Below are 20,847 nucleotides of genomic sequence, written 5' to 3' on the forward strand. Positions count from 1 at the left end.
GAACCAAAGGGCGCAGGTTCCTGAAACCAGTTCTCATCAGGAATTTCACAGGTAATATTAACATACCATCGACCGCGCGAATCTTCGGAAAATGATCCTGTTTTGATCTGAAAGCCTTGCGGTATCTTTCTGTGTTCCCAAAGTCTGAAACGGTAGCCATTGTAGTCGATGTATCCACCGTGAAATTTAACAGTCTGACCGTTAAACGGCACCCAACCCAGATTCTTTTTACCGGTGCGGAAGCGGACGCGCTTCTTCGTCTTTTGAACCCGGAGCAGGCACTCGTAAGCAACAGCTTGAATGGTTTGTGAGTTGATTTCAAGCAGTTTGGAAGCGCCTTTGGTAAGAGCATGCAGATCATTTTTGGAGGTGAATAGGCGTGATTCGTTCCAGCGTCTGCGGATGATTTCGTTGCTGAAATTCCAAACAAAATTGACGTCGCCACCCAGCGCCTTGAGCTCTTTACGTTTCATTCCATCTTTCAGTCGGAACCTGTACGTCAGCAGCATCCTTGCCTCCGACGGATCTTTTACCATAATTTTAAATAGGAAAGCACAAGATTATCTCAGATCCGGGAGATGGCAACAGCCTTGTATCTCCTGCCAAGCCCGTCTGATACCTCGCAGGCTCGGGACAGGCTATGGCTGGAGTATTACGAGCTGATCCGACAAAAGCATCAGAGAAAGCTGTTACTTGAAATTGTGGACAATTGAATATCTTCACATCCTCTATGTACGCCCAATAAACGGTCGTAATTTCTTCCATGAAGGGTATGGCCAACATCGTTTCTAGGCTAGTATGCTGCGGCAAACTCGCCGGATGACCACGAAAATGCGATTTCTTCCCTGCCGTAAATATTGGACACAAACCTTTTAAAAATCCGAAAATACAGCCTTAAATAATCACATATAAAACCCTTAAGGCTCAGCTCCCACGGCGCCGACATTAATTTAAGAAGCCAATATTCCATTTTAAAGGGTGTTTATGAGCGAGACGAAGCCATCGCGTATTCTTACCGTCGCACCTGACTCGGACACACCCAGTACGTCGGAGCGAAACGCACTTGAGCTCAAGATTGCGGAACTCACGGGTGCCGCGGAGTATCTGGCGCAGACCATCGCTCTATCCCAAGGACACATCGAACGGCTGGAGAAGGAGACCGAAGATTGCATTCGGATGAAAGTCCAGGCCGAGGCCGAGCTGCGAGCTCAGGAAGAAATCAACGCAAGCCGGCGTCGCGAGACACATACGCTTGAATCGGAAATCAAAAAGCAGGCGGCGACAATCAACCACCAGCAGGACAGCCTCCGAACGCTGGGGGAGACCCTCGATATCACGGAGCGGCGCTACAAGCAGGCTATCGAGTCTTTGCAAAGCGAAACGGATAGCAAAGCCAAAGCCATCAAGCATGATCATGAGGCGGAAAAGGAAAAGCTCAGCATCAATCTGGAGAATCATCGGAACAAGATTCAGGCCGAGATGAAAATCCTGAGTGATGAAATGGCACAGAATCGCAAGAAGCAGCAGAGGGCGCTGGAAATCGAATTCCAGGACATGAAGCACAAAGCCGAGGAAACGATCGCCAAAGTCCTTCAGGATGGCCGAAGCAAAAATGAAGCTTTAATTAAAGCCACGGAAGCGACAGCACTGGAAGTTCATCGCGAGTCCGAAGCTGCCGCAAAACGCTTGATCCTGGAAGCGAATCAAAAAGCCGCTGATATCCTTCGCACGGCTCAGCACGAGGCGGAAGAAGTCCGTCGCCGTACCCACAACGCTGAAGTCAGCTTTCTGAAAGAAAAAAACAGCGGTCTTGCCGAGCTGAACCTCATGGTCTCTCACGCGAAAGAGGAAGCTCAGTCCATACTCGCTGCAGCCAACATGGAAGCGAGCGAGATTCAACACAGGGTTATCCAGGAAAACGAAGCCAGGATCGCAGCCACCAATAGCAAACTAAGCCAAGCACGCAAGGCCGCGGATATGGAAATTCAGGATGCCATGGAAAAATCCAAAGCGGAGCTGGCCCGTCAGACCAAGGAGCACGAAGCCCAGCTGGCCCGTAGAGTCAAGGAAACAGAGAACCAGCTGGCGCAGGAACGAAAGCGTCTGGAAGAGGAAACTCGTTCCGTCGTGGCGAGTGCGCGGGAGCGTGCTCAGGCGCTCATTGAAACCGCGAATAATGAGAGAAACTATAAGGTCGAGGAAATCAAAGCTCTGGAAAGCTCGATGTTCCAATCGGCTCGTCAGTCCGCCGCCGCCATCACCCATGATGCAGAAAAAATCGCGCTCAAGATTGTGGAAGAAGCCCGCACCCGGACCCGTACCGTGGAAAAGGCAGTGGAATCGATCATGTCCCAGGCCCAGGACGAAGCCGCTAAAGTCCGTGCCAAGGCTGATGCCTATGCCGATCGCATCCGCCGCGAGCTTCCCGATCCGGCCAAATGGGAATCTGAACTCGCCAAAATTCGTCAGCAGGAACAGGAGCGCCTGCAGGCTTTGATCGAACCGACGGTGAAGAACTATCTCTCAGCCATCGATATCGCTGTGAATAGCATATTCATGGAGTTGCCTGCAAAGCATCAGACCAACAAGGTCATCCAGGATTTCGCGGAAGCGATCGCTCAACTCCAGCATCGGAAGAACTCGATTCGCTTCAGTGATCTGATCCCCAAAATCACTGTTTCGCAGTCCATGCATGAAACAGCCAATCCGATCTCTCACCAGCCTATGAAGATATCATCGTAATGGCCCTGGGAATAAGGAGGTCGCTGGTGCGGAGAATAGTAGCATGTTGCCCTCCTGTAGAAGACCCTAACTGAGCTTCGCTGTGCATTCTACAGAGTGTCATGCAAAATGGGATCACTTCAGTCATCATTTAATTGGATTCCTTCATCCAGCGCTCAAGCCATGTGAGAGCCAGGCTAAGGTCGGTCGTGTAGCTCTTATAGGTAAAGCCAGCCCCTTCTGTGTAGTGTTCAATTTCAAAGTGGTCACTTTCCGGATCGGCACTTATGAAACTCGTAAAGGGTGACATCTCTAGTGACCCTTGTTGAAAATTCAACAATTCGTCCGTCCCATCAGGCGTAAAAATTCGAATGCGATTTTCTGTCGTATCAAGGAGAACAATTCGATCGCCTTCGATAACAGCCATCATTCCATCAGGAACAATACTTTTTCCCGACAAAATATCCAAATTCTTCAAATTAAAACTCGATACCAAGAGACGGTTCCCCTCAAATACCTCTGACGGTATGTAGGGTAAATCCTGTGCAATGATGTGCTCTCCTGGTTCGACAAGTAACTCGTAGACAACGGAACGACCTCGAATAACATAAAGCCCTTGACCATCACGACTAAACTTGAGAGATCGATTGCTAGCCAATCCACTTTTGACCAGCCGACCTCGGTTATCGATCACGAGATATGGGCGTTCAACTGGTTCTGTGAACAAGGACCCTTTAGCGTAAAAGATTGCATGTTTGCCCTTAGCACTTATTGACAATGACGCGTAAGGCATGGCTTCGGTCGTCTCAAATGCCCCAACCAATCGCAGAGCATCATTATCCATTGCAAAGACTTCCAGAAAGCTCAGACCAGTCGGTAAATTTTGAGCAGCAAACACTTCTCCGTCGTCAGATATTTGCGCATGGAAGAAGGTCCCTTGGACACTCAGCCGACCACTGGCCATAGCCCCATTTTTCGAATAGACCGCAAAGTGTTGGTCCTTTCCAAAGACCGCTGCGTACACTCCATTCCGACTTAGATAGACATGCGTCGCTTCAAAAGACAGCAAGTGGTCGATGCGTTGACCTTGTGCTTGATCAAAAAAAACCAAAGTTCTTGCATCTGATTTTATGAATGCTTGCACGAGTCCAATCTGACTCGTCGCATTTGCGTTCGAAGGATTCTTGACAACGGAATCATCGAACCAGACAGTAGGCTGCAAACTTTGGTCGGGATCAGTTGAATAAATGGAAAGTTCACCTTTCGACTGATAATAGCAGACCAAACTTTCACGTACGGGAAATACTTTGCAGTAATCTTCAATGGGTTTGTTCACATATGGTAATAGAGTGACTCGCCCATCGACAATGGCCATCACATACCAATTTGTGAGTGTCCTTACCAAAAACCGGGATCTTGTTAAAGAGAGTGCTAAAACTTCGCTAAAGCGCTCGTCACCATCAAGCTCCACAGTTATGGCTGCTGCTGGGGACTGTTTGAGATCAACCACAACTATTAGTGAGCTACGCTCCTTGCCCAATACGATATATCGCTGCTCGGGATCCAAGGACATTGCGAGCCTATTAAATAATTCCGGTTTGAAATTTTCCCCAAGGGGACTGTTGGCCTGCACACTCCAAGTCCCATCAAAATAAACTTTTCGAAAACCGCATGGAAAATCTTTGCCTTCTGGTGCATTTACGTTGCGGTTTTGCCACCAACTCAAAAGATATATCTCGTTTCCCCCTCGCAGCAAGAAGTTACCAATTCCACAATTTTTGGGCTCTTCATAGACTACGAGGGGCTCACCCGTCTCAAGATTCACTCGATAGATCTTTTCTTCGAGCTGGAAAAGAATAGAACTGTCATTTGGAGTGAATGTAAATCCATCCCAATTTCTACCTGTTACCATAACAGAAGGCTTTGTGATGCTGATAAATTCTCTATCTTTTAAATCAGCCTTATACACCTTGGCTTCGCTCACATCCCAAAGGAACGCAGCATCACCAGTGTTTGATATAACAAGCCGAGGAGAGAAGTACGTTTTGAGTGGCCATGATGCAATGGGCTCACCATTTTTATAGTAGTGGAGCACTGCAGCGCGGTGGGCTCCAGTTATGGTCCATAAGGAACCTCCGCGACCGTAGACGGCCTGACTGGCATCCCTAATGATAGGGCCGATCTTATACTCCCGAAAGGTATGAGCGAATTGGTTTCCTTCGTCATCAGATCGAGTCGCAACCCAATCGGTGAGTCGGGGATTAATTTCAACATTCATAATGGTGGGTCCGATGAATGTACGCCAATGCAAATTAAGTCTCGAACTAAGATCCCAAAAAGCCTTTATAAATTCCCACTCAACTGCTTCCTTTTCGATGGGAATCAGCAGGTTTCTGATGAATCGACTAGCTTGAATCAACGCATCATAGGCTTGAGCGAGCTGGTTTGCAGCCCCATACAAATTCGTAATATTTGAAAGGAGATTGATTTGCTTGATTTGCTCTTGATGATAAACGACGAAACTAAGCCGTGAATTTGGCGATCTCTGACCCAGCTGATCTTGAGCGTAAAAATAGAGATCCCAAAATCCTTGATCCGGCACGACAAAATTGACCAAAGGAAGGAAGTCCTGATCTTCGCAAAAGGCGGGATTCTGTTCACTTTTCCTTAGCTTGGAACAACCGAAAATTTGATACCCCGACGCATCAGTCACGGAAAATTTTAATTCCTGACCTGGGGCCAAATGCTTGAGAGGAAAGCCAGAGAGTAAGATCTCTTCCCCTACAGACTTGATGACCACACTCGGTGAAGTTTTATCGATGGAAATTTTGCATTCTGATGTCCTCGGACTTTGCCCGCTTTGAAATGCGTCTTCCGTTTGAATCTCTAAATGATAGGAGCCTTCTCTGAGCTGGGCATCCAGCTCAATACTATTGACATTACTGGCGATTTCGCCTTTTTGAACGACTGCAAGTGTCGAATTACGAAGTGTATAACGAAGCAAATTGTAGACTAACTTAGGTGATGGCTGAATTAACCGCTTCAGTAGAATGCTGCGGTTGGCAAGCACTTGCTCACTGGGACAGGCAAGATCTATCAGAGCAGTTTGCAGAATTGTCTCGCTGCCAAAACTTTCCTGCCAGATCTCTCCCTGCGCAACCGGAACATTTGCCGATACGACCTTACCGCTCGCCCTCGTTTTTGAACGGAGAAGGAGACGAGCTTCGGGATTTCCCAAGGCGGGAAGTTCGATACAACCTCGAGACGTGACTCGAGATGGAATACTTTGCAGCCCATCCAGAACCACGGAATCGATGTCCTGTGCAGGATTATCTTCAATGAGTACGTACCGTTTCTCAAAATCCGCATCAGAGCCGCAGCTAACATGGAGTCTATCGACGCGATTATTGAACCCGCCGCAACCCGACACCCAAACGGAAGCCATGACCATGACGAGCACCAGCATTTTGGAACGCACGTCAACCTCGAGACGATGTGTTGTCATAAAAGTCAAAAGGGGCGATTTATAATCGAAAATGATTAAGAAGTAAATCGTTATTTTGGAATATTTAAGCAGGCAGACCTGAGGTGGGAAACTCAATCATTGAACTGAGATTTTGAGGGTTCCGGGAACCCCCAAAAAGGGCTGTGTTATTTAACGCAAGCTGTTGGCAAATTGATTATCAGTTTGCCCTCCGCATCAAACTTTTGTTCTTCCAATGGGCAGATAGGAAGCCAAGCGTTGTCAGCTTCAGCTTTTTGCAAGAATTCCTCGAAGACGGTATCAAGCTTGTTGCCTTTGCCATCAACAATGCGGCGGAAGCGGTAGCTGGATTCCAAGGTAGCAATCGTGCTATCGCGGGCGAATTCGTTCTCGCCAACCTGCTCCATGCGGAATTCAAGAAGCTTGGAAGGCATAATCTCGAAAAGTTTGTGGCCCGGCTGAATGGTGGGGGTCACAACACCCGAGGTGAAATCTTTGTTGAAGCGGGCCTTATAAACCAGTTTGGCCTTCAAAACGGCCTTATAAACCGCTCGACCCTCGGGACTATCATGCCAGGTCCAGACTGCCTGGTCATAGACCGGAAGGGTTCCAACGTAACCCACCAATTCGCCGTCTTCTACAACCTCTTCCCACTTTGTGCCTGCAAACGACACCACTTCGTCTGGCAATGGATTGCCATCCATCCACCACAGGCCCTGAAGGTTTTCAGGAGTATTTGTATCGTCACTTCCAACAATCATGTGCTCAATAACGTCTTTATGAGGGACCGAAATCATTTCGTAGGGATAAGTAAACCCAAAAGCAGAACTTGATACCAACAGGGAAAGCGCAAGAAGTTTCATGTTCACAGAATGTTTCCTCATTGAAAAAGACGATCTACAATATGTAACGTGGGCATACAAGTTATGCAGAAAGCTGTCAATGCCTTAAACAACTTTATTGCGCACAACTTACAGTGTAAGTAATTGGATTCTCTTCTAACATTCCGCAGTCACCCTCGGGTTCCACAGCCATCCATGTCTTAATGACGCTTAATATCCTCACTCTTGCGTGGTTAGCCCCGCTCCACCAGCATCCGGTTATTCGAGGCAGACGCTGAGCGAGCCACCGTTGTCACCGTATACGCCAGGAATATCATTCATGACCGCAAAGATTTCCGTACGGCTGGCGAAGCCATAGGATCCACTCCAGCCGACCCACGCGGGTGTGCTGACGGACCAATGGGAAATATTGATCTTGCTGGGTCGCGTCCACATTCACGCATTCCTGCTGTTTGACACGTTCATAGGATTTGTTCAGAATAGAGGACAACCTCAGGAGGACAAGACCCCCCCTGAAACGTAAGCAGGAAATCAGCTACATGAAGTTTCGAGTATGCAGGGATGATATCTCCGTGGCCTCTGCATTCGAAAAGCCCAGACGTTGGACTCTGTAGAGTCGTCCCTCTTCCATGTCTTTCAGGAGTTTTTGGACCTCCTTAAATCCCGTGGCGATGCTATCAGGCGAAAGTGAGCCTGCAGCTAAAATTACCAGGGAATCAAACACTTCTTCATTCAGTCCTGCAGTCGCCGCCAGGCTATCGTATCTCGCTCTCACAGCAGCCATCAACGTGGACCGATAGTCGGGGTCCGATTCGAGTCTTTCGGCCAAATGGCTCATGCCGAACGCAACATGGCGGGATTCATCCTTGGCGACCAGGAGGGCGATTTTCCTGGTGGCCTGATCCGGTGCAAAGCGACGCAAAAATTGCAGAAGGTTGACGAAGGTTCCTTCACCCAGAACGGAGAGCAAAAACTCGGAAATCCCGAATTGCGATTCGTCCAGGAGGGTCTTCAGCGAGGACTGACCACCGGCTGTGGAAAGACCGGGCGTCCTTCCAAACAGGGCGATGCGACGATTAAAAACATCGATATGACGAGCTTCATCGGCGATTTGAATGGAAAGGAGGGCCTGAATTTCCCGAAAATGCGGATGCACCTGCCCCAAAAAGCGAGCGGGTACAATAAGCGCGGCATTTTCGTTTTCGACCATGTAGGTCAGCAATTGGACAACAGCCGTTTCCAGGGTATCCGAATGCTCCTGGGGCTGTGACCAATCAATAGCGATGTTGGGGTTCCACTGCGCATTGATAGCATTTTGATACAGCTCAGCAGCATTTGAAGTGCTGATCTCGTCTCGTCTGTCGAATCTGAACTTAAACTCGGGGCTGCCAATTTCCACGCAGGCACCCCTTGCGGCCAAACCAAGACCGGGCGATGCAACATCCAGAAGTTCAGTAGCCGATGTGGATGTCGTAATCCATCTCTGCTTGTCCTCTATACCCTTGCTAATAAGCGCGCGATCATCGACACGTTTAAAGCCATGGCCCTGAGTTCGGCACCAGGCTGCGGCCTGAGTTTGCCATTCTGCAGCCTGCCCGCGAATCTCAATATCCTGGCCCGGTGCAACGGACGCCAGACACTGTTTAACGAGAATATGGGCGCCCGAATCAAAACCAAGGTCTTCAATATCGATAATTTGGCTCAATGATATTTCCCTTCAAATCATAGAACGCCTGTTCGTCAACAGCCGAGCTCAGCTGCTGGAAACCTTGCGTACGCCCAGGTCTCCATTCTTTCAAACCTTCCAGCTCCAAGAGATGACGGACCTTAGGATCGGACCATTTCATCGCCATGAGGAGCTCGGTAAATTTCTGGGACACGCTCTGCAGTGCAGGGTCGGTCGTGACACGGGGCGCCATGGTGAAAATACAATGATCATAGGCTTCGGTCGTGGCAATGATCTTCGTTTCCCCAGCGGTCAAGGTTCCATCGCTTGAAAAGGCTTGATAATTGCTATCTATCATCCAGCAGGCGTCCACCTCATTTTGCATCAGCGCAACGGCGGCAAGTCGTTCGCCACCGATATGATCGCCATGCTTCCCGCCTAGAACGTCAAAGCACCGGGACTTGAAACTCTTGACGCCTGCCTTCTGCAAGTGGTGAAGAGGAATCAATCGGGCTTGTGGGGAATCATAGGCGCCAAAGCCTATGGTTTTGGCTTCGAGATCCGCGACTGTTACGATAGCGGCATTTTTTCTCGCGACCAAAACCGAAGTCAAATCCTGATCCGAATCTCTCATGGGCCCAAAGCTGACCGGCGTGTTCAGGGCTCGGCCAATTCTTTCAGCGCGGACCCAGGCTAATGGAGAATTCCAAGCGGCGTGTATGATGCCGTTGAAAAGGGCCTCATTTTGAGCTTCATAGCTCGAAAACAGCACATAATCGAAAGAAAAGTCATGCTCTTTGAAGTACTCCTTGAATCCTTCCCAGATGGTCACGACTTTTGGAGCGTAGGCGACGGCGCCGAGAACAAAATTATTTTTCATCCGAACACCGGCATGTTGCAGATGGCTTTGCCAATGAAATCGTAAAGGACATCCGATGTCGGTGCCATGATGCTTGAAGAACGGGCGTCGCGGAACAATTTTTCCAAACCAAGGTCCTTTCTAAACGCGGCGCCGCCGCAGACTCTCATACAGATATCTGTGACAGACATCGCCGATTCTCCGGCTGCAGCTTTGACTTCCATGACGCGGAGCATGGCGTCCGCGCGATTTTCCTTGATGGCCGACAGCGTGTCATTCCTCAGGGTTCGCGTCATATCTGCCTGAATCCTGGCTTTGGCAAGATAGGCGCGAATGGTAGGAAGCTCGGCGAGACTGGAGTTGAGATGCTCGAACTTTTGTGCCGAGACGTGCTGAATCGCGAGCGCCAGCGCTCCGTCCATAATGCCTATCGACGCGGACGCATTGAGCACACAAAATACCGGAAGGACCGTGTTGATCATGATGTCAAAACCTTCACCATCAGCTCCCAGGAGCGAGTCGGAGGACAGTTTCATTTGACGAGCTTGCATGGGGGCGGAGTCATTGCCCCGAAGGCCGAGGCCATCGAATGCAGCAGGGCTGGAAAGCCCTTCCTGGTATTTTTTAACCAACCAAAGGCTGGAAGCCGCTTCGCCTTCGGCCGGCTTGGAGCTCCAAATAAAGGAGTCAGCCTGCGACGCAGAGGTGACCATAGTCTTATTGCCATTTAAGATAAAACCATCGCCGACTTTTTCTGCAGTTCCTGAAGGTGCCCAAAAGTGTGAACGTGAAGAAACCTCTGACCAGGCTAATGTCGAGAGGTGATGGCCGCGAGCGATTTCGGTGCGAAGCTCGACCGGGCCGTATTTTTCGATTACGGCTGTGGCGCTATAGTGCATCATGAGAACCATGGCCGTCGAAGGGCAAACTTCGGCGATCGATTCAATGACGGCAGCGGCTTCATCCAGTCCCAATCCTTGGCCTCCGAGTGAGGCGTCGGACATGAGGCCAAGAATGCCGTTTTTGCCAAAGGCGGTGATGGCTTCTTTGGGGAAACTGGCTTCCTGATCTGTTTTTTGGACGTTCCGGCTTATAATCTCATCGCGTGTAGTTTTTACAGCTTCCAGGTAGTGCATGGGATATCTCTCAAGGGTGATGGGGAACTTAGCTTATGAAAGTTTTGATTCCGAAGACGAAGTTATGTCAAATTTGGGCGGTCTGGGCTAGCGAGAACTGCCCCCTTGAAAACCCCCTACTCTTTCGTTATGGTTAGCCGATTTTCCACTCAAGGGGCAAGCCATCATGACTATGGACCAGGACCTCATGCAACGCGCTTTGAGCCGCTGCGAACTCTGCGCAGCGACCACGGATCTCGCATCTTATGATGTGGCTCCCAACTCCAGCTCCAATGTCGACACCCATGTGCTCCTCTGCAAAACGTGCCACGATCATGTCTCGAATCCCACAGCGGTCGATATCAAACATTGGTCCAGCCTGAACGAAAGCATCTGGAGCGAGCACAACGCCGTCAAGGTTCTCGCCTATCGTATTTTAAAACGCCTCGGCGATAGCGCGTGGGCTCAGGATCTCCTGGGACAAATTTACTTGGATGATCATGTGCAGGCCTGGGCGGACGCCGGGCGGACGAGCGAGAAGGAAGAAGGCAAGGTCCAGGTCGTTGATAGCAATGGCACTCCGCTTCTGGATGGAGACACAGTGACTTTGATTAAGGACCTGGATGTGAAAGGAGCCAATTTCACAGCCAAGCGTGGGACCACAGTTAAGAATATTGTTCTAACCGATGATCCGAAATATATCGAAGGCCGTGTGAATGGGACTCGTATCGTACTGGTCGCTGCGTATTTGAAGAAGGCCTAAACCCTTTATTCCGGAAACAGCTCCCGCTGACGCCACTCGCCCGGCCGGCGAAAGCGGGTCACATCCAGATCAGGCCAACCCTCGTCCAGAGCGAACTTCTTCTTAAAAATCTGAAACATGGTCTGGATCTGTTTCGCATAAGGCCCCTCCCCTGTCTGCCTCGTGCCCCATCGATTATCATAAAGCTCCCCATTCCGCGTATCTTCAATCAGCGTTCGCACATGCTGCGCCCGCAGCGGATAATGATGATCCACCCAATCCAGAAAAATGGGTTTGACCGCCAGGGGCAGTCGCAGCAAAACACAACCGGCGCTTTTCGCACCGGCCTCAGCCGCAGCCTCCAGAATCTTCGGCAACTCCTTATCCGTCAGTCCCGGCACAATCGGAGCCACATTCACCCCAACCGGGATTCCTGCCTCTGTGAGACGACGAATGGCCTGCAGTTTAAGCGCCGGAGGCGGTGTTCTAGGTTCCATATTGTGGGCCAAATCCCGATCCAAGGTGGTGATGGACAGAAAGACTTCCACCAGATTCATCTCGGCCATGGACGCCAGGATATCCAGATCGCGCAGAATCAAAACATTCTTGGTGATAATCGACACCGGATTGCGGAATTCATGCAGAACTTCCAGGCACGCCCGCGTCAGCCCATAGCGCCGTTCCACCGGCTGATAGCAATCCGTGACACCCGACATGGCAATAGGCTCCGGCTGCCACGAGGGCTTCATCAAAGCCTCACGCAGAAGCTTCGGCGCCTCGGCTTTCATCATGATCCTGGTTTCAAAATCAAGGCCGGCATTGAAACCCAGAGTTTCGTGCGACGGTCGTGCGTAACAGTAAGTGCAGCCATGTTCACAACCGCGATAGGCATTGATGCTATAGGTGAAACAAATATCCGGACTGGAATTTTTCGTTAAAATCGTCCGGGCATGATCCACCATGACCTGGGTATTCACAGTTTTTTCCGGGTCATCCCAGGCTTCGATCGGAGCATCCTTTTCGATATGGGTCGATTCAAAGCGATTGGGGGGATCCATTTGCGCGCCGCGATTTCTGCGGCTATTTTTATCCAAAGGAATGGTCGGAGCCATGGAAATCATCCTTGAAAATAAAACCGGTCTGGCCACTGCAGGCTTCGTCAGCGTTAAAGCCGGCAAAGGGGGCAAGGCCTTCCACGATCGGCAGGATCTGTTTGATCCTGTAGTGTTCATAGTCCACCGGAGCTTTGACAAAACCCAGGGGCTGCGGCCCCTGTTCGGTCATCAGATACCGCACCACACGCACCGTTCTGGGCAATAGACGAGCCGCTTTGATATGCGGCGGCGTGGTTCGGGTATAAGCTTCCAGCGGCTTGCGGATCCGCTTGCGATAAATCAATTCATCATCCAGGCGACCGGCATGCAAAGCACGGACCAGGGCTTGAATATGCGTGACCATCACCCGCGGCGGCGTCTTCTGAAAGAGCATCGCAAGCAGATCACGTTGCAATCGTTTAGCCAAAGGCGTCCAATCACTCCGGACCGCTTCCATCCCCTTGATTTCCAGCCGCTGATTGCGTTCATCAACCTGCAGTCCCGCATAATTCTTGGCCCGGCTGCCCTCACCTTGACGATCCGCCGGCAGGAAAAAATACCGAAAATACTCCTCGAATTCCAGTTCCATATGCGAACTGACCTGATACTCCGTGCGGAGCGCCTCCGCAAGGGCCACGTTCGCTTCCCGGCACAGCTCCTGGCCCACGGGCAGGATCTCCGCCACGCTCATGGCCGACGGGCCCGGGACAGCCACGAAGAGGGAATCCGTATCACCGTAAAGGACTTGAAATCCTCGCTCTGTGAAATAAGCCTGGGTCCAGAGAAGCAGTTTCTGACCAAAGGTGGTGATGGCATCAGCCAGCTGGCGATCCGCAAATCGACACGCATCGGTGGCCAGCACTCCATAAAAGGAGTTCATGATAATTTTGTAGGAATAGGCTTCGGCCGCCTGACCTCGCGCTTTGGCTTCCGCACGCTGCTTGAAAAAACCCTGCAAAATACCCGGTAGAATCGCCGGCTCCCGGGAAAAAATCGCCCCATTCGGCGCGACAATGCCTCGCTTGCGACCTTGCGCCTGGCCCTGAATAAAGGCCACCGGATCAATATTAAACGTCCGCATGACGGAGGGATAAAGACTTTTGAAATCGAACACCAGCACATGCTCGTGCAGTCCAACCACAGGCTTCAGGATCAGCCCGCCCGTTCCTCCCGCTTCATCCCCCATATCAATGCCCCGCGTGGGGGCCACCATCTTGCGTTGATGCAAGGCGCCGATATAAAGCGCATCAAAAGCCACCACACTCCCCCAGGCTTTTTCCAGGGCCAGGTTGGTCAGCATGCTGCGCGTGATGGTCATATCGAGCAGATCCTGTTTGATCAGGATATCCCGCACCAACCGCGAATCCTCGAGGACGTAGGCGCAAAACGCAGCGCGGTCCAGCCGCCAGGCCTGCTCGATTTTTTGTGCCGCGTCTTCCCATTCCTCAATGGCCAGCGTTTTACCGCGCCCCAGAAGTTCCTGGGCCACGGTATTCAAACGCAGATCTTCAAAGCTGCTCAGCGAATGCCGGACAAGATGCAGAGCATCCAGGACCTGACGGCCGCGTAAAACCATCTTGCCTTGGCCAAAATACTGGCTTGGCTTGCCAAACGAGGTTTCCTTGGTGCGACCCAAATTGAATTCGATGCCATGCTTTTTATAAAGCTTTTCCAGGACAGTCAGATCAAAATCAATGACGTTCCAGCCGGTCATAATATCGGGATCCAGGGCGATCACGCGCTCGCGGAACTGCAGAAGCAGCTGCTTTTCATCCGCAACGGCGGTCGTACCAAGCGGATCATCGGGGCGAGCGGGACCGATCAGCAGCACCTCATCCTGGGATGTGGATCCTTGCGTGGTCCAAAAGACCAGGGACAGACCCAGCAGTCGCGAAGCCTGGGCATCGGTTTCAATATCCAAGGCTAAAATTCTTAAATCCGGTTTGCCTTCAGCGGGGCTGAACGTCGGATTGATATAGAAACGATTCACGTGCCGCGAAGGCTGCCAGGCGCCTTCCAGATCCACCATGCCTTCAATGCAGCGCGTGATGCGATAGAGCATGGCATAATCAAGATCCGCCTCATACGTCCGCACACCACGGCTGTCGAGTTCCTTTTCCAGCGACCGCAGATCACGAACTGTGTTCATCGTCAGACGCAGCACAGGCTCGCCGTCCATGGTCGTCCGATTGGTGGACGCGCATTGGCCGCGATATTTGCTGACCAGACTCTCCATCCCGGCCGTGTCCGAGCAGCGGATATAGAAGCAAGGGGGCACGCGATCATCGAGCAGGCCAAAGGTTTCGCCATTTTCCAACCGACCCGCAGCGTAGATTACGCTTTTGCCGTGATAAAGCCCGTGGAAGATGTCGACTAAAAAGGCACGCAAGGTCTGGCTCCTTTGATTCTCAGGAATACCATACACTTGTCAGGGATGAGGATCCATAAAACTTGATTCCTACCTCAAAAAGATGAATTTTTTGTAAAGGTAAGATTTCCAAATAAGATACCTAACTGATTGTTTTTACATGTTAATTCTGAATTTTGAGAGATCGCTCCCAAAACCTCCGATACGTTTTTTGTATATGCCACACATCGATAATAGTTTGGACTTGGAAAGGAACATTCTAAGCATGAAAAAACTCGCCCTCGTTTCCATGATAACCGTCGCGGTGCTCAGCCAAAGCTGTGGAACGGCACTCGATTTGCGTCAGAGGAACAAAAAGCAGGAGTCTGACGAGGCCAACTTAACCGGAAAGCAAATTGACGAGCTCAAGGATAAAGTCTGGAGTGTCATCCAGTCTGAGCGCCAGAAAAATCTGGACACATACCTGAGCAACAATAAGGCGGCATTCGATTCGTTTACCAAAGCGCCTGTCGGTTTTAATGGAACGCCCGGCGTCATTCTGCGGCTTTTGCCTGAAGTTATCCCTGATCTTTGGTCGGATGCTTCGGTGACCTCTTTCACTGGACTCTTTAAACAGCGCTCGACCGATCCCTTTTATTACGGCATGAGCCTGACCAAAGCGCCCTCTGCAACGCCTACGCCCACGACGGTGCAGTTTACCTGCGCGGCTTGCCACACCGGTCGTGTGATTGGCGCGGATGGTATCGAACGCATGCTGGTCGGTGCGCCGACGACCCGTTTTGATATCAATGGTTTCAGAACCCTGCTGACGGGTTCCGTGACGCATCCGAATTACACTTATGAAAAATTCCGTGACGCGCTTTTAAGCAAGCCGGATGGAGCCCTCTATGGACTGGACCGGATCGCTGATGAGCGTATGGATAAAGCTATTTTCATGAGTGGACCCGTAGGCGGCCCCACTGTGGGTCAAACCATCATAGAGCAGTTTAAAGCCACTCTCTTGCAAAAGAGCGCCTTCGTTTCGCAGACTTTGGGTGCTTATAGCTATCATGGTGACCTGACCTTGCTGAAAAGCAGCCCTGGCCACGTCGAAGCCTTCGGCTTTGCAACTCTGGCCTTCATGCCTTTGGCTGAATTTCAGGCCGATCCTGCGAGTACCGTGCAAAAGTACTTTGGCTTGAATCCTTCTGTAGCCGATATCATGAGCGTCTGGCGTCAGGACCAGCGTGTCGCTGCGCAGTGGGATGGTAATATTCGCAACAGCCTGATTCGAAACCTGGGTGCTGAACTCGGTGTGGCCGGTGATCCTCGCATCGTGAACTTTCAGAACGCAGTGTTGACGACACCCTTTGTATCCAAGCTCCCGCCCCCTGTTTATCCGTTCAAGGTGGATCTGGCCAAAGCCATCCCGGGTCGTGACATTTATAAGCAGGCCTGTGCTGGCTGTCATGAAAATGAAGTTTTTATGGGTATCAACGACGTCGGCACCGAACCGGGTCGCGCGACCGGTTTAACAGCTGAGGCTCGTCTGCTCCTGGTCAAGAACTTGAAGGCATCCTGCAGTGATCTTGCCAACCCGGACTGCGTGGCCTCGGATGAAGACATTATCGTTCCACGCCAGGACAATCCTGGGTACCTGGCGTTGCCTTTGACCGGTCTCTGGGCTCGCGCTCCGTATCTGCACAATGGTTCTGTACCAACCATCGCGCAGCTGCTCGTGCCTTCGACCCGCCCGGCTACGTTTAAGATCGGGAATTTGAAGTATGATCAGGTCAACATGGGCTTTGTCTGGAATCAGGATGGCAAGGATTTCAATACGGCGATACTTGGCTACTCGAACCAGGGCCACGCCGATATCAAGAAATTCAACGGCGGTATTGATTTTAGCAAGCAGCCGGACAAATTGAAGAATTTGATTGAGTATTTGAAGACATTGTAAGGCTTTGTTTCAGGATCGTCAGGGATGACGATCCTTTTTTCCGTTGATCAGGGACGCAACATAAAATTCGAATGAATCTCCGGCACCGTACGCTTGATAAACATCCGCCGCGGCGCATCCATTCCCAGCAGCAGCTGACTCACATCACCGATAATCGGCCGACCTGCATAGTAACCGTGACCCAATCCCCCGAGACCGAGCACCGGCCGATCCACTTCACTGACATCGATCGTATCCACGCCTTCCATCAGCGTGCAGCGACCCAATCGGGCATTGCCATTGACGCGTGTCGATGCCGCAAGAGCATTGTCGCTTGGCGAACAATAAATAGTGGTACGAGCCGCCAGCTTACGAATGGATGGCAGGATGGCTTTGAATTCCTCGGTCGCAAAGTCAGGAGCATTCAGCACCAGCTCCTGAATCACGCCCGCCGGCAGCTTATCCGCAACCCGGGCCAGAGCGGGCAGGACCACCTGATGGCCCATGCTGTGCACCACGACGTGAATCCGTTTATTGGCCGCCGTCGCGAGCGTCAGAAGCTGTTCGAAATTTTCAATACTGTCGGCTGCATTCTTTTTATTCTCCTGGTACGTGCGCAAGAGATAAGGTCCTTCAATCAATCTTTGGACCGCACCGGCCGGCCAGGAAAAGAGCACCAGCTGGCCCTGATATTTCCCATCAAAACCGATTTGAGCCGCGCGGAAGATAGCCTCTTCAAAGCGAACATTGAAACCATGAATAAAGATCAGAATTTCATCCGAGGGGGAGCTGCTTAAAGCCGCGGCGAAGGATTCGGCATTCATGCCTTCATGCTGGGCCATTTGAAAATTAATCTGCGCATCCGAATTGGGATCGCTGCCACTGCTCAGGGAACCCACGGCTCGGTTGATGGGAACCTGAACCCGACACATTCCAAACCGCAAATCGGGACCCTTGGTGACTCCATACACACCATTGGAACAGGCGCCAACCGCACCCTGAGTGGCGCGGTTGGTGACATAGAGAACACTATAAGGCTGGTTTTCAATAAATGACACGGGGAAGCGGGCGTTCAGTTCATCGCGCAGGACCTGGTAGCGCTCCGAGCCTCCGGATGATTGACAGGCACTGTAAGTCAGGAGAGTCAGAATCAGGAACAAAGTGTTTCGCATCATGTTCAACCTTTTCGTTTCAAGCAGCTCAACAGTCTAAACCGAGCTCAAGCGGGGCGTCAACCACCGGATCTTTTTCTGTGCTTGTTCAGCGCATTGCAATAAGTTCAATCAAAACAAGTCTATCTTAGGATTGGGCACTTGATCGGATCACCCCGAAAAGGCTCTTTCTCACATTTGAAATTTCCATCCAGAAAAGGTGCGCCATGAGATTTAAATTGCCTTACCTTGCCATAACGATCGCATCGCTGTCGGCTTCAGCTGTTATGGCCTTCCCCGGCGACGAGACCTATCAGGTTTGCCGTAATCCTACGGAGCCTGAAACGTTCAAGATTTCGCTTGTGAAGGTCAATAGCGAGTACGGGATGTTGGTCGCAAACAATGGGAGGCATAAATTTAACAAAGGCCTCGTTGCTGGCTTTGGCAACCAACTCATCTACACGTTCAAGGATGTGCCCATGGCTGCGAGTTTTTCTTTGGAGAGCAAGGAACTCAAAATTTATAAATCGGACGACTTGACCGCTGAATTATGGTCCGGCATTTGCCAGGAATTCAAACTGGGTGCAACCGAGCCAGCACAGCTTTCCCGTTAAATTAAGTAAACTTCCAAAAAAATCAGGGAATCTTTAGAGCGCAGACTAACAGAGGTTTTCACGACATTTCGTCACTCCAACAATTCCCAATTTTCGCCTCAGACCGTTTAGAGCCGATAGATCCAGGGGAACATCCAGAAACGTGACGAGGAAAACCTGGTTTGATGCGGCTATATTCAGTCCTTATGCTGCTAATTTCGTTGCTGGGCACCACCAAGGCCGGTTTCGCGGGGTCGACGTCCTCCATCGCCTTTCGCAGCATCGATCTGACAGAAGCGCCCTGGATGGCTCGCCAGGGCTTCTCGCATGACTGGGTCCAGCATGAATTCCAAGCCGAAGAACGCATAAAACAACGCTTTCCCATGCTCATGAATGAAATCTTTCAGACCCCCTACGGCCTGCGCTTCAGCGAGTTTACACTGCAAACGGAGTTTTGGCTTGAACCTGCGTCCCTGCAGGAATCTTTGGTTCTGTTTCTGGAACAAATAGGCGAAGGCTGGGAAGTCTATCTCAACGGTCACCTACTGGAATCGCAGCTCTTCCTCAGTCCGGATGGTCAGCATCTGCTTCGTTATAGGGTCGCAAAGAATGTCGCCCTTGATCTGCCCTATCCTTTCTTAAGAAGCGGGAAAAATATCCTGACCATCCGCCTCGCCGGACATCATCCGCTCAGCAGTATCAACCTCAATGCCATGAATGGCCTGGGGCGCTTCAAGTACCTCATCACCTCCACGCGTCAGGTGCCTTCCCCAAATCCATTCCTGCATGTGGTTCTCTTCACGACCCTCGTGACAGTAGGAAGCTTCTTTCTGGTTTCCTATGTATTGATCACCCCCTACCGCTACTTCCTTTTTGCTGGTTTGTTTCTCATCGACGTCGGGATGTTTTATGTCTTTAAAACTGGACTTGTCGATCATCTCTTCGACGATATCCGCTATAAGTTGAAGCTGGAATTCATCGTACTTGCTGGCACTTATCCTCTGCAGCAGCTCTCGGTTGATAGTTTCCTCTTCAACAAGGAACGTCCTCCGTTCTTCTCCAAGTTCATCTATGCGATCAGTTCCATCTTTATAATTGGCTATCTCTTCACGCCAGTGCCCTTCAACCAGGTCATGATTCGCGCCTGGCAGCTTCTCGCCGTATTTATCGTGGTTTGGCTGATCTACCGCCTGTTCACGGCTGTCCGCCTGAAAAAGCGAGACGCCAAAAAATGCGCCCTCCTGCTTTTTGCTGGTGCTGTGGGAACCTGGATCGATATGCTCTCCAACATCTTGAACGTTCCGGTCGGTGAAACCGGACAGTATGTGGCTCTGTGCCTTGTTTTTCTCCTGATATTCATCCTGAGCAAGGAGCAGCTGCGGTCCCAATTGGAACTCCAACAGCTGGCAGAAGCGCTCACGCAGGAAAAGGAATCGATCGCCCGCTTCGTGCCAACGCAGTATCTGACTTATCTGGGCAAGAACAGTACGGTCGAGGTGAAACTGGGTGATCAGGTGCAGCGAACCATGTGCATCCTCTTTGCCGATATTCGCTCTTTCACAGCGCTGTCGGAGCAAATGACCCCTCAGGCAACCTTCAACTTCATTAACGACTACCTCGGTCGGGTCGGACCTATCATTCGGCAGCATGGAGGCATCATCGATAAATACATAGGTGATGGCATCATGGCACTTTTTCCAGGTTCAGCCGATGACGCAGTGCAGGCGGCGATAGCCATTCAAAAGGAAGTGGAAGCTTACAACCGCCAGCGTGAGGCTGAGCAAAAGCCGCCGATCGCCGTCGGTATCGGGATTCACCGTGGGGAGCTGATGCTGGGAACAGTTGGGGAATCTCAGCGTATGGAAGGGACTGTTATTTCCGATTCGGTCAACGTCGCGTCGAGACTGGAAGGGTGGAGCAAGCATCTGTCCGTTCGCATCGTAGCCAGCCAGGCTTTGCTGGACAACGTGAAACAGGGCATGACCGGAGTTCGTCGTCTGGGTCGCATTGCGGTCAAAGGCAAGGTCCAGCACATTGAAGCCGTGGAGATTTTCGAGGGAGCTCCGGATTTGGAATATCGTGGCAAAATGGAAACTCTGGCTCTCTTTCATGAGGCCATGGCGGCCTTCCACGCCGCGGAGTGGACGAAGGCCGTTCATCTTTTCAGCAAGGTCCTGGAGCAAAACCCCAGGGATCTGACCAGTCGCTTTTACAAGGATCAGTCGGAAAAGCGGAATCAAGATGCACTTCACGGGCTGGACCAGGAGATGGCAGTCTAGTCTCCGGACCGCTTA

14 protein-coding genes and 1 pseudogene are annotated in these 20,847 nt (G+C 51.1%); 5 read left to right on the top strand and 10 right to left on the bottom strand.

The annotated features are described in order from the left end of the window. A pseudogene (locus VE954_RS14865) lies at positions 1–473 on the bottom strand (RNA-guided endonuclease TnpB family protein); the annotation flags it as partial. A 511-nt stretch (positions 474–984) separates the two neighbouring features. Between VE954_RS14865 and VE954_RS14870 the strand changes: the two are divergent. Further along, the gene (locus VE954_RS14870) at positions 985–2,742 is read left to right on the top strand and encodes a hypothetical protein (RefSeq protein ID WP_324954075.1); all 1,758 of its coding nucleotides are present in this window, start codon (positions 985–987) and stop codon (positions 2,740–2,742) included. 130 nt (positions 2,743–2,872) lie between these two features. Here the strand turns inward: VE954_RS14870 and VE954_RS14875 are convergent, their stop codons facing one another. The 6 genes from VE954_RS14875 to VE954_RS14900 form a co-directional block, all read right to left on the bottom strand. Next, a complete protein-coding gene (locus tag VE954_RS14875; protein ID WP_324954077.1) occupies positions 2,873–6,199 on the bottom strand; it encodes a hypothetical protein in 3,327 nt (1,108 codons plus the stop codon). 173 nt (positions 6,200–6,372) lie between these two features. Then, a complete protein-coding gene (locus tag VE954_RS14880) occupies positions 6,373–7,074 on the bottom strand; it encodes a hypothetical protein (protein WP_324954079.1) in 702 nt (233 codons plus the stop codon). 231 nt (positions 7,075–7,305) lie between these two features. Next, positions 7,306–7,482 carry a hypothetical protein gene (locus VE954_RS14885; protein ID WP_324954081.1) on the bottom strand — a complete coding sequence of 59 codons (177 nt, stop codon included), beginning with the start codon at positions 7,480–7,482 and terminating at the stop codon, positions 7,306–7,308. A 100-nt stretch (positions 7,483–7,582) separates the two neighbouring features. Then, the gene (locus tag VE954_RS14890) at positions 7,583–8,752 is read right to left on the bottom strand and encodes a ferritin-like domain-containing protein (protein ID WP_324954083.1); all 1,170 of its coding nucleotides are present in this window, start codon (positions 8,750–8,752) and stop codon (positions 7,583–7,585) included. Further along, positions 8,730–9,593 (bottom strand): phosphate/phosphite/phosphonate ABC transporter substrate-binding protein, encoded by an 864-nt coding sequence (locus VE954_RS14895; protein WP_324954085.1) that lies wholly within the window; start codon positions 9,591–9,593, stop codon positions 8,730–8,732. The genes VE954_RS14890 and VE954_RS14895 overlap by 23 nt, the downstream gene beginning before the upstream one ends. Next, positions 9,590–10,708 carry an acyl-CoA dehydrogenase family protein gene (locus VE954_RS14900; RefSeq protein ID WP_324954087.1) on the bottom strand — a complete coding sequence of 373 codons (1,119 nt, stop codon included), beginning with the start codon at positions 10,706–10,708 and terminating at the stop codon, positions 9,590–9,592. Before VE954_RS14900 ends, VE954_RS14895 begins: the two co-directional genes overlap by 4 nt. A 166-nt stretch (positions 10,709–10,874) precedes the next feature. Here VE954_RS14900 and VE954_RS14905 point away from each other — a divergent pair, with 166 nt between their 5' ends. Next, positions 10,875–11,450 (top strand): PhnA domain-containing protein, encoded by a 576-nt coding sequence (locus VE954_RS14905; protein WP_324954089.1) that lies wholly within the window; start codon positions 10,875–10,877, stop codon positions 11,448–11,450. A gap of 5 nt (positions 11,451–11,455) precedes the next feature. Here VE954_RS14905 and VE954_RS14910 read toward each other — a convergent pair whose 3' ends face one another. Together VE954_RS14910 and VE954_RS14915 are read right to left on the bottom strand one after the other, a co-directional pair. After that, entirely contained in the window at positions 11,456–12,541 is a 1,086-nt protein-coding gene (locus VE954_RS14910; RefSeq protein WP_324954090.1) for a PA0069 family radical SAM protein, read from the bottom strand. Beyond that, complete coding sequence (locus tag VE954_RS14915; RefSeq protein WP_324954092.1) at positions 12,516–14,912, bottom strand: DNA polymerase II; 2,397 nt, start codon at positions 14,910–14,912, stop codon at positions 12,516–12,518. Before VE954_RS14915 ends, VE954_RS14910 begins: the two co-directional genes overlap by 26 nt. 244 nt (positions 14,913–15,156) lie before the next feature. On the opposite strand from VE954_RS14915, the gene VE954_RS14920 reads away from it, so the two are divergent. Next, positions 15,157–16,830, top strand: a complete 1,674-nt coding sequence (locus VE954_RS14920) for a hypothetical protein (RefSeq protein ID WP_324954094.1) — start codon at positions 15,157–15,159, stop codon at positions 16,828–16,830. Between the two features lie 47 nt (positions 16,831–16,877). On the opposite strand, the gene VE954_RS14925 is transcribed toward VE954_RS14920, so the two are convergent. After that, entirely contained in the window at positions 16,878–17,984 is a 1,107-nt protein-coding gene (locus tag VE954_RS14925) for an alpha/beta hydrolase (protein WP_324954096.1), read from the bottom strand. A 203-nt stretch (positions 17,985–18,187) separates the two neighbouring features. Between VE954_RS14925 and VE954_RS14930 the strand changes: the two genes are divergently transcribed. Beyond that, entirely contained in the window at positions 18,188–18,574 is a 387-nt protein-coding gene (locus VE954_RS14930) for a hypothetical protein (RefSeq protein ID WP_324954098.1), read from the top strand. A 164-nt stretch (positions 18,575–18,738) separates the two neighbouring features. Next, on the top strand, positions 18,739–20,832 hold the full coding sequence (locus VE954_RS14935) for an adenylate/guanylate cyclase domain-containing protein (protein ID WP_324954100.1): 2,094 nt from the start codon (positions 18,739–18,741) through the stop codon (positions 20,830–20,832). The last annotated feature ends 15 nt before the right edge of the window (positions 20,833–20,847 follow it).

This window comes from Oligoflexus sp., from assembly GCF_035638955.1.
Lineage (GTDB): Bacteria > Bdellovibrionota_B > Oligoflexia > Oligoflexales > Oligoflexaceae > Oligoflexus.

Coding starts and splice junctions, on each gene's coding strand:
- VE954_RS14870 (WP_324954075.1), top strand. CDS start 985: ATGAGCGAGACGAAGCCATCGCGTATTCTTACCGTCGCACCTGACTCG.
- VE954_RS14885 (WP_324954081.1), bottom strand. CDS start 7,482: ATGTGGACGCGACCCAGCAAGATCAATATTTCCCATTGGTCCGTCAGC.
- VE954_RS14895 (WP_324954085.1), bottom strand. CDS start 9,593: ATGAAAAATAATTTTGTTCTCGGCGCCGTCGCCTACGCTCCAAAAGTC.
- VE954_RS14900 (WP_324954087.1), bottom strand. CDS start 10,708: ATGCACTACCTGGAAGCTGTAAAAACTACACGCGATGAGATTATAAGC.
- VE954_RS14905 (WP_324954089.1), top strand. CDS start 10,875: ATGACTATGGACCAGGACCTCATGCAACGCGCTTTGAGCCGCTGCGAA.
- VE954_RS14910 (WP_324954090.1), bottom strand. CDS start 12,541: ATGGCTCCGACCATTCCTTTGGATAAAAATAGCCGCAGAAATCGCGGC.
- VE954_RS14920 (WP_324954094.1), top strand. CDS start 15,157: ATGAAAAAACTCGCCCTCGTTTCCATGATAACCGTCGCGGTGCTCAGC.
- VE954_RS14925 (WP_324954096.1), bottom strand. CDS start 17,984: ATGATGCGAAACACTTTGTTCCTGATTCTGACTCTCCTGACTTACAGT.
- VE954_RS14930 (WP_324954098.1), top strand. CDS start 18,188: ATGAGATTTAAATTGCCTTACCTTGCCATAACGATCGCATCGCTGTCG.
- VE954_RS14935 (WP_324954100.1), top strand. CDS start 18,739: ATGCGGCTATATTCAGTCCTTATGCTGCTAATTTCGTTGCTGGGCACC.